At 53.0% G+C, this 681-nt stretch carries 7 tRNA genes; all 7 read left to right on the top strand.

The window, feature by feature from the left end:
- Positions 1–33: 33 nt before the first annotated feature.
- The 7 genes from ACYVEC_RS30145 to ACYVEC_RS30175 all read left to right on the top strand — a co-directional run bounded on the left by ACYVEC_RS30145 (position 34) and on the right by ACYVEC_RS30175 (position 658).
- A tRNA-Lys gene (locus tag ACYVEC_RS30145) sits at positions 34–109 on the top strand.
- A gap of 14 nt (positions 110–123) precedes the next feature.
- Positions 124–204, top strand: a tRNA-Leu gene (locus ACYVEC_RS30150).
- A 29-nt stretch (positions 205–233) separates the two neighbouring features.
- Positions 234–308, top strand: a tRNA-Gly gene (locus ACYVEC_RS30155).
- A gap of 16 nt (positions 309–324) precedes the next feature.
- A tRNA-Leu gene (locus ACYVEC_RS30160) sits at positions 325–413 on the top strand.
- 3 nt (positions 414–416) lie between these two features.
- Positions 417–490, top strand: a tRNA-Arg gene (locus ACYVEC_RS30165).
- Positions 491–498: 8 nt separating this feature from the next.
- Positions 499–572 (top strand) — tRNA-Pro (locus tag ACYVEC_RS30170).
- A gap of 10 nt (positions 573–582) precedes the next feature.
- A tRNA-Ala gene (locus ACYVEC_RS30175) sits at positions 583–658 on the top strand.
- Positions 659–681: the final 23 nt, after the last annotated feature.

Genomic DNA, 681 nt, shown 5'->3' on the forward strand with positions numbered 1-681 from the left:
AAGTCCTCTAGTCGGCACCAGTTTTTATTGCAAGAGCCATTAGCTCAGTTGGTAGAGCATCTGACTTTTAATCAGAGGGTCGAAGGTTCGAATCCTTCATGGCTCACCATTTTAATGAAATATGCGGGTGTGGCGGAATTGGCAGACGCACTAGACTTAGGATCTAGCGCCTTTGGCGTGGGGGTTCGACTCCCTTCACCCGCACTTTTAATAAAATATCTCAAACATGTCTTGCGGAAGTAGTTCAGTGGTAGAATACAACCTTGCCAAGGTTGGGGTCGCGGGTTCGAATCCCGTCTTCCGCTCCAATTTCCAATATGACATGCCGGGGTGGCGGAACAGGCAGACGCACAGGACTTAAAATCCTGCGGTGGGTGACCACCGTGCGGGTTCGACCCCCGCCCTCGGCACCATATGCGCCCGTAGCTCAATTGGATAGAGCGTTTGACTACGGATCAAGAGGTTAGGGGTTCGACTCCTCTCGGGCGCGTTTTCTTTCGGGAAGTGGCTCAGCTTGGTAGAGCACCTGGTTTGGGACCAGGGGGTCGCAGGTTCAAATCCTGTCTTCCCGATATTTGTTTTGGGGCCTTAGCTCAGCTGGGAGAGCGCCTGCCTTGCACGCAGGAGGTCAGCGGTTCGATCCCGCTAGGCTCCACCAAAAAGTTCTTTGAAAACTGAACG

This window comes from Bacillus sp. MN7755 (assembly GCF_054771475.1).